The organism is Pseudomonas auratipiscis, from assembly GCF_036324085.1.
In the GTDB taxonomy this organism is placed as follows: Bacteria; Pseudomonadota; Gammaproteobacteria; order Pseudomonadales; family Pseudomonadaceae; genus Aquipseudomonas; species Aquipseudomonas auratipiscis.
In genome coordinates, this window is the sequence record NZ_JAZDCU010000018.1 from 117,757 (window position 1) to 125,355 (window position 7,599).

The 7,599-nt window shown below is 58.7% G+C and carries 7 protein-coding genes; 5 read left to right on the plus strand and 2 right to left on the minus strand.

Features of this window, described 5'->3' with window-relative positions:
• The first annotated feature begins 22 nt into the window (after positions 1–22).
• Positions 23–1,156, plus strand: coding sequence for an alanine--glyoxylate aminotransferase family protein (locus V0R60_RS21740; protein ID WP_330080658.1), 1,134 nt, complete (start codon positions 23–25; stop codon positions 1,154–1,156).
• A gap of 88 nt (positions 1,157–1,244) precedes the next feature.
• Here V0R60_RS21740 and V0R60_RS21745 read toward each other — a convergent pair whose 3' ends face one another.
• Positions 1,245–1,553 carry a hypothetical protein gene (locus V0R60_RS21745; RefSeq protein WP_330080657.1) on the minus strand — a complete coding sequence of 103 codons (309 nt, stop codon included), beginning with the start codon at positions 1,551–1,553 and terminating at the stop codon, positions 1,245–1,247.
• Positions 1,554–1,710: 157 nt separating this feature from the next.
• On the opposite strand from V0R60_RS21745, the gene V0R60_RS21750 reads away from it, so the two are divergent.
• Positions 1,711–2,691: an AAA family ATPase gene (locus V0R60_RS21750; protein WP_136474393.1), complete on the plus strand. Its 981-nt coding sequence runs from the start codon at positions 1,711–1,713 to the stop codon at positions 2,689–2,691.
• A 16-nt stretch (positions 2,692–2,707) separates the two neighbouring features.
• Positions 2,708–4,435, plus strand: coding sequence for a cobaltochelatase CobT-related protein (locus tag V0R60_RS21755; RefSeq protein WP_330080656.1), 1,728 nt, complete (start codon positions 2,708–2,710; stop codon positions 4,433–4,435).
• Between the two features lie 100 nt (positions 4,436–4,535).
• Here the strand turns inward: V0R60_RS21755 and V0R60_RS21760 are convergent, their stop codons facing one another.
• Entirely contained in the window at positions 4,536–5,966 is a 1,431-nt protein-coding gene (locus V0R60_RS21760; protein ID WP_203482739.1) for an amino acid permease, read from the minus strand.
• A gap of 382 nt (positions 5,967–6,348) precedes the next feature.
• On the opposite strand from V0R60_RS21760, the gene hutC reads away from it, so the two are divergent.
• Positions 6,349–7,101: a histidine utilization repressor gene (hutC, locus tag V0R60_RS21765; RefSeq protein ID WP_203584348.1), complete on the plus strand. Its 753-nt coding sequence runs from the start codon at positions 6,349–6,351 to the stop codon at positions 7,099–7,101.
• Positions 7,102–7,489: 388 nt separating this feature from the next.
• Positions 7,490–7,599 (plus strand): hypothetical protein (locus tag V0R60_RS21770; RefSeq protein ID WP_330080709.1); only part of this gene is annotated, 110 nt, incomplete at its 3' end.

Sequence of the window (7,599 nt, forward strand, 5' to 3'; positions counted from 1 at the left end):
TTTTCTGCCGCAGGAGTCACTCATGTCAAAGCTTTATCCCAGCATCGATCCCGAGGGGCTGGTCGAGTACTCGGTGGTTTACACCGACCGCTCGCTCAACCACATGTCGCAGACGTTCCAAGGGGTGATGAACAACATTTCCACTACCTTGAAGCAGGTGTACAACGCCCAGGCTGTTGCCGTGGTGCCCGGCAGCGGCACGTTCGGTATGGAAGCGGTGGCGCGCCAGTTTGCCAGCGGCCAGCAATGCCTGGTGATACGCAACGGCTGGTTCAGTTATCGCTGGAGCCAGATTCTGGAGATGGGCAACATTCCGGCCGCTACCACGGTGCTCAAGGCCCGACCGGTCGAACCCGGCCGCCAGGCCGCCTTCGCCCCACCACCACTGGAGGAAGTACTGGCAGCCATCGAGGCGCACAAACCGCAGATTGTCTTCGCGCCTCACGTCGAGACATCGTCGGGAATCATTCTGCCCGATGACTACTTGCGCGCCGTCGGTGACGCAGTGCATGCCGTGGGCGGATTGTTCGTGGTGGACTGCATCGCCTCGGGCGCGCTTTGGCTCGATATGCACAGGTGCGCGATCGACCTGCTGATCAGTGCGCCGCAAAAAGGCTGGAGTGCATCGCCATGCTGCGCCTTGGTGATGTTCAGCGCCCTGGCCCTTGAACGCATCGAGCATACCCAGAGCAGCAGCTTTGCCTGTGACCTGAAGAAATGGCTGCAGATCATGCAAGCCTACGAGCAGGGCGGGCATGCCTACCACGCAACCATGCCCAGCGATGCCCTGGCGCATTTCAACGAAGTGATGAAAGAAACCCAAGCCTACGGCTTCGACAAGGTTCGTGACGAACAGCAGGCTTTGGGCGATCGGGTTCGCGCCTTGTTGACCGGCAAAGGCATCAAGAGTGTGGCTGCAGACGGCTTCCAGGCCCCCGGCGTGGTGGTCAGCTACACCGACGATGCCGAGATAAAAACCGGCAAGAAGTTTGCCGCCCACGGTCTGCAGATTGCGGCCGGTGTGCCGCTGCAATGCGATGAACCGGCCGACTTCCAGACCTTCCGCATTGGTTTGTTCGGCCTCGAAAAGCTGCACAACATCGAGCGCACGGTCAGCACCCTTGAACAGGCGTTGAACGAAATCATCGGCCACTGACCCCTGTTCACTGAGGCTCGCAGAAGCCAACAACTTCTGACGAGCCCAGGCTTCACCGGCCCTTCAAACAGGCGTCGACCATTGGCTTTCAGGCACTGGCCTGATCACTCGACGGCTGCATCAAATTAGCCATCCTGCGCCCAAACAATTGGGCCAACGCCTCGGGGTCTCCAGCGGCTTCGTCCAGTGCCTCGACCACCGCCTGCAGGGTTGGCCGGGTCCGCGCCAGCAGTTCGTCGACGTAATATTCCGGGGTGACCTGGGTGTGCGCCTGGTAACGACGGAACAGTTCAAGAAGTTGCGGATCCAGGGTAATCGTCAGGGTATCGGCGGACATCAGGTAGACCTCTCGAGATTGTTCGGCGGCAACCGCCATGCGCTTGACTAACGGAACCATCCTTAGCCGCCTTGTTCCTGGACCATAGGGCCAGTTTTCACCTGAACATGGCGCCAGCCACCACTGGCCGCATTCAGTTGCGGTAACTGGCCCCTCCCCCGCACCAGCGCCACTCCTAGAATCAAGACTTCCTTTCCGGCCCTCAAAGGCGATATTCATGACCGATCTGAACTTCGAACCTGCCAGCCGCCTGGTCCCTGTCCGGGAGTTGTTCGGCATCGATTCCAACATGCGCGTGCCGACATTCCTCACGCCCAACGAACATGTGCCGCAGATCGACGCGGCCTATCGTTTCAACCCGGAGGTCACCCTGGCGATTCTCGCGGGTTTCACCCGTAATCGCCGAGTGATGCTGCAAGGCCTGCACGGCAGCGGCAAGTCGACCCATATCGAACAGGTCGCGGCAAGGCTCAACTGGCCGTGCACCCGGGTCAACCTGGACGGACACATCAGTCGCCTGGACCTGATCGGCAAAGACGGCATCGTCCTTCGCGACGGCAAGCAAGTCACCGAGTTCCAGGAAGGTATCTTGCCCTGGGCACTGCGCCGGCCCATGGCGCTGATCTTCGACGAATACGACGCTGGCCGTCCGGATGTCATGTTTGTCATTCAGCGCATTCTCGAGCGCGACGGAAAGCTCAATCTGCTCGACCAGAATCTGGTGATCCATCCGCACCCCTCATTCCGCTTGTTCGCCACCGCCAACACCGTTGGCCTGGGCAACTTGAATGGGCTTTACAACGGCACTCAGGTGCTCAATCAGGCGCAGCTGGATCGCTGGAACATTGTCGCCACCCTGAACTACCTGCCGCAGGCTGAAGAAGTTGCCATCGTCGCTGCACGGGTGCCGCATTTGCTCGCCCGCCATGGCGAAGATCTGCTCAGGCAAATGGTGGCAGTGGCCGACCTGACCCGCCAAGGCTTCGCCAGCGGCGACCTGTCGACGCTGATGTCGCCGCGCTGCGTAATTTCCTGGGCGGAGAACATGGAAATTTTCAGCGACCCGGCGCTGGCCTTCCGCCTGTCGTTCCTCAACAAATGCGATGAAGCAGAGCGGCCGATCGTCGCCGAATACTACCAACGCTGTTTCGACCAGGAGCTGGCTGAGTCGGCGTTCCCCTTGCTGGCACTGGCCTGAACACAGGAAGACCCCCATGACCCCTCCGCTACGCCGCGAGAAACGTCAGCAACAACTTGAAGAGCTCTGCGCGGCGACGCTGCGGGCGCTTTCCGGCGAGCGGCGCGTGCGCTATCGAGGCGGCCGCCTGGAAGTACAGGAACGCTACTTTCCGGTCCACGCCCCGCACCTGCACCCCAACCCGGAACACGATGAAAGCCTTGCCTGGCGCGGCGTGGCAGATAGCCTGGCGCTGCGCCTGAAATACAGTGACCAGGCGCTGGTGCGCCAGGTTCTTCCACAGCAGCCCATCGCCCGCCTGGTGTTCGAGTTACTTGAGCAACTGCGCGTCGAGTCGTTGGTAGCCGACTGTCATCCCGGTGCACGGCGAAACATGCTGCGGCGCTTCGAGCAGTGGAGCCAACAGTTTCTCGATGCCGGACACACCGAAGGGCACATAGGTCTGCTGCTGTTCACCCTGACGCAAATGGGCTGGATTCTGCTGTGTGGCGGCCGCGCCGGTGAACAAACGGAGATGCTCATTGAAGCGCCGCGCCTGAGCCTGCTCGGCCACTTCGGCGCCGCCTTCGGTCTGATGCGTCGCTGCCGACAGGATCAACCGGCGTTCACTGAGCATGCCCTGCTGATTGCCGCCAAGGTACAGGCGTTGATCGAGGACCTGGACACCGAACGGCTCGGCGACGACGAGAGCAACGCCTCGGAAGTCGTCGAAAAGGTGCATCTGGCCTTCGCGCTGCTATTGGATGTGGATCAGGATGGCGAAGGAGAGATCAGCAGCAGCGGCGATACCCACGGCAATCCACGCGGCAGCAACGACACCTTTTCCTATCAAGTATTCAGCCGCGAGCACGATTGCGAGCACGACGCCACCAGCCTGGTGCGCCCCGATCTGTTGCGCGAGCTACGCCAGCGCCTGGACCGTCGCCTGGCGGCTCAGGGCCTCAATCTGCCACGCCTGGCCAAGCGTCTGGGCGCCCTGCTGGCTGCGCCTCGTCGCGATGGTTGGGCGTTTGCCCAAACCGAAGGGCAGATCGATGCAGGCCGACTCAGTCGGCTGATCATCAGCCCGGAGCAACGCGAGATTTTTCGCCACGAGCTGGAGCGCCCGTACAGTGATTGCCTGGTCACCCTGTTGATCGACAATTCCGGCTCCATGCGCAACCATATCGAAAGCATCGCCTTGCTGGCTGACGCCTTTTCTCGCGCATTGGAACTGGCTGGGGCTCGCAGTGAAATCCTTGGTTTCACCACTGGCCAATGGAACGGCGGGCGTCCTTTGAAGCGTTGGCGTGCCCTCGGCCAGCCAGCCAACCCGGGCAGGCTCAACGAGCTGAGTCATGTGGTCTACAAGAACGCCGAAACGTCGTGGCGTCGCGCCCGACCAAGCATTGCCGCATTGCTCAAGTCTGATCTTTTTCGCGAAGGCATCGATGGCGAAGCGCTTCTCTGGGCACGTCAGCGGCTGCTGCAGCGCGAATCCCGGCGACGCATCCTGATCGTCATCAGCGATGGCTGTCCGATGGACAGCGCCACCCACCAAACCAATCAGCAAGACATCCTCGACCTGCACCTCAAACAGGTGGCGCGACAGATCGAACAAGAGGGGAATGTTGAGTTGTATGCTCTTGGCGTGGGTCTGGACCTGAGCGCTTACTATCGCCGCAGCCTTGAGCTGGATCTATCGCGTAGCCTGGACAACGCGGTATTCGATGAAGTCCTGCGCTTGCTCAAAGGTCACCCGTAACGTCCCATCACGAAACAGAGCGCCACTGCTCTCGTGCGTTCGGCCAAACCGTTCAATCACTGAACGGTTTGGCCGAACACACTTGAGCGGGGTGTGACGCTTAGCTACTCACCGGTACAACTGCCGGCAGGCCTTTGAGCCGCCGCCAGATGCTGCGACTGAGGAACGCCAACAACAGAATCGCCAGACTGACCACGCCCAATGCCAGCGGCATGCGTTGCTCAGGTATGAACGCCATGCCGGTGACGATACCGAGCATGCCAATGATGGCAACGTAGGTCAGGTAGGGATAACACCACATCCGCACTTTGAGTTTCTCCGGCGCCTCACGCTCCAACTTGGCGCGCAAGCGCAGCTGAGACAGCGCGATCAGCACGTAGACGAAGATCGCCACGGTGCCGTAGGAGTTAACCAAAAAGGCGAAGATGGTGTCCGGCGATACGTACGACATGACCACCGACAGATAGCCGAACAGCGTACCGAAAAAGATCGCCCGACGCGGAACGCCCTTCGAAGACAGCTTGGCCAGGCCCCGCGGTGCATCACCGCGTTTGGTCAACGCGAACAGCATGCGCGAAGACGCGTAGATGCCCGAATTGAGGCAAGACAACACTGCCGTCAACACGATCGCATTCATCACGTGCGCGGTCCAACCGAAGCCCATGGCGGCAAGCGCACTGGAGTAAGGCGTGAGCATCGCAGGTGAGTTCCACGGTACCAGCGTGACCACCAGCAGGATCGACCCGACGTAGAAGAACAGCACGCGGGTAATCACCGAATTGGTTGCCCGCGCGACCGAGCGAACCGGGTCGGAGGACTCTGCAGCAGCCACGGTGACGATCTCGGCCCCGAAATAGAACCCGGTCGCGGCCACTGCACCGGTCAACACCGGCCCGATACCGTTGGGCATGAAGCCGCCATTGCTCAACATCGAACTCAAGCCGTGATGGGTTTCGGTCGGCCACATGCCAAGCAGATACAACCCACCGAGCAAGAGAAAGACCAGGATTGCTGCGACCTTGATCGAAGAAAACCAGAACTCGAATTCACCGAAGGACGCCACCGAGCACAAGTTAGTGAATGTCAGAATTATCATCAGCACTAAGCTGATGGCCCAGGCCGGTACATCCGGCATCCAAAACTGAATGAGTGAAGCACCGGCCACCGCTTCGACGGCGACGACAATTACCCAGAAGTACCAATACATCCAACCGGTGAGAAAACCGGCCAATTGGCTTGTCTGTGGACTGTCGGCCCAGGCCATGCGTGCATATTCGTAGAAGGACCCAACCGCCGGTAAAGCACAGGCCATTTCGCCGAGCATGCGCATGATCAGGATGACCAGTACGCCGGTGACCATGAATGAAATCAGCGCTGCAGGCCCTGCCGACTGGATGACCACACCGCTGCCGACAAACAGACCGGCACCAATGACACCACCCAGCGCAATCATGGCCATGTGACGTTGCTTCAGCCCGGATTGCAGGCCGCCGTTGGAACTTTCTGATTGGGTTTGTTGAGGTACGGACATGCTGCTCACCCCATTCGTTATTATTTTAGGTTGAAAGGCATTTTTTGAAGCAGTCGGTCCTCGACCCCCTCGAATCGCGGGCGTCGAATTTGGCTGCTCACGCAGTGTCTTCCGGGTGTGCATAACTTTTTAGGGCCAATTACCAAGCGCGACTGGAGCCACGTCGAGAGGTTTGGACCCAGGCGAAAAAAGCGTTGAAATCCTGACAACTCGTTAAGTAGGAATGTTCTGACGTCAGATTGAGAAGGTTCATGGATCGAAAATGCGGGTTTACCTGCAACGCAGAGAGCCCCTTCCTGCACGCATAGGCGTATTGGCGACAGCAGAGTAAACTCCGCTCCACGTTTGTCGGAGCAATTTCTTTTTTACATCAGGAAACAACGTGCCTAAATCCAACGAGGAAAATGCGTCTCTCGAGTCGTTCTCGCTCGAAAGCCCCTCGCCGCTGTACGCGCGGGTCAAGCAAATCATCATGCAGAAGATTCGCGCCGGCGTATGGCTGCCCAACTCCAAGCTGCCGTCGGAAAGCGAACTGCTGAATGTGCTGGGCGTGAGTCGCATGACCATCAATCGGGCACTGCGCGAGTTGACCATCGAAGGCGCATTGGTACGTACGCAGGGTGTCGGCACGTTCGTCGCGGAGCCCAAGGGCCGTGCGGCGCTGTTTGAGATTCACAATATTGCCGATGAAATTGCTGCCCGCGGCCATCAGCATCGCAGCGAAGTGATCGTGCTCGAAGAAATGCCCGAGCGCGCTCGTGCATCGATGCCCTTCCCGCTTGAAGGGATCACGCGCTTGTTCCACTCGGTGCTGGTGCATTTCGAAAACGAAGTGCCCGTACAAATAGAAGAGCGCTTCGTGAATGCCGAGGTAGCGCCGGCTTATCTAGAGCAAGATTTTACCAAGGTCACCCCATACGCCTACCTGATCCAATTGGCACCACTGACTGAAGGCGAACATGTGGTCGAGTCCATTCACGCCAAGTCCGCCGAATGCAAGTTGCTGCAAATCAAGCGCTACGAGCCGTGCCTGTTGATTCGTCGACGCACCTGGGCGGCAAAGGGCCAGGTTGGCTGTGCACGCCTGGTTTATCCAGGTTCGCGCTATCGCCTGGAAGGTAAGGTCGGCAACTGAAGCAACGTTCGAGCGACCCCCGCCTGTCGCTCGAGGCCTCAACGCTGATTACTCGCGTTCGCGCTGTTACTAGCCCCGCCTGGGATGGCAGAAAAGTGACATTTCGCGTTTTCAGCTCCAAAAAATGTTACGAAATCTCCCTCACCTCTCTACACCCACGCTGAAGTTGCAACAGCTTTTGCAACATCGCTTCGTGCGCTTTTAAATTTATAGAAATTCTATCTATTTGTTTTATAACTAATTTTTATATTTTCATGCTTTTCCATTGTCGACGAAATTCGGTTTTGGCCTCTTGCTTGCACCTACTTGTACATACAGGTTGGTATAAGCTCATACATACATCATGAGACTTACCACCATTCACCTACCGCTGAATGAGGCAATGACCATGACCACCCGTACTCGCAAGCGCGACGTCGAGATCCGCGCAGCACGCGGCAACAAGCTCACCGCCAAAAGCTGGCTGACCGAAGCGCCCCTGCGCATGCTGATGAACAA

What these genes read in the sequence shown, in the direction of transcription:
- V0R60_RS21740 (WP_330080658.1), top strand. Translation starts at nt 23, where the DNA reads ATGTCAAAGCTTTATCCCAGCATCGATCCCGAGGGGCTGGTCGAGTAC.
- V0R60_RS21745 (WP_330080657.1), bottom strand. Translation starts at nt 1,553, where the DNA reads ATGGTTCCGTTAGTCAAGCGCATGGCGGTTGCCGCCGAACAATCTCGA.
- V0R60_RS21750 (WP_136474393.1), top strand. Translation starts at nt 1,711, where the DNA reads ATGACCGATCTGAACTTCGAACCTGCCAGCCGCCTGGTCCCTGTCCGG.
- V0R60_RS21755 (WP_330080656.1), top strand. Translation starts at nt 2,708, where the DNA reads ATGACCCCTCCGCTACGCCGCGAGAAACGTCAGCAACAACTTGAAGAG.
- V0R60_RS21760 (WP_203482739.1), bottom strand. Translation starts at nt 5,966, where the DNA reads ATGTCCGTACCTCAACAAACCCAATCAGAAAGTTCCAACGGCGGCCTG.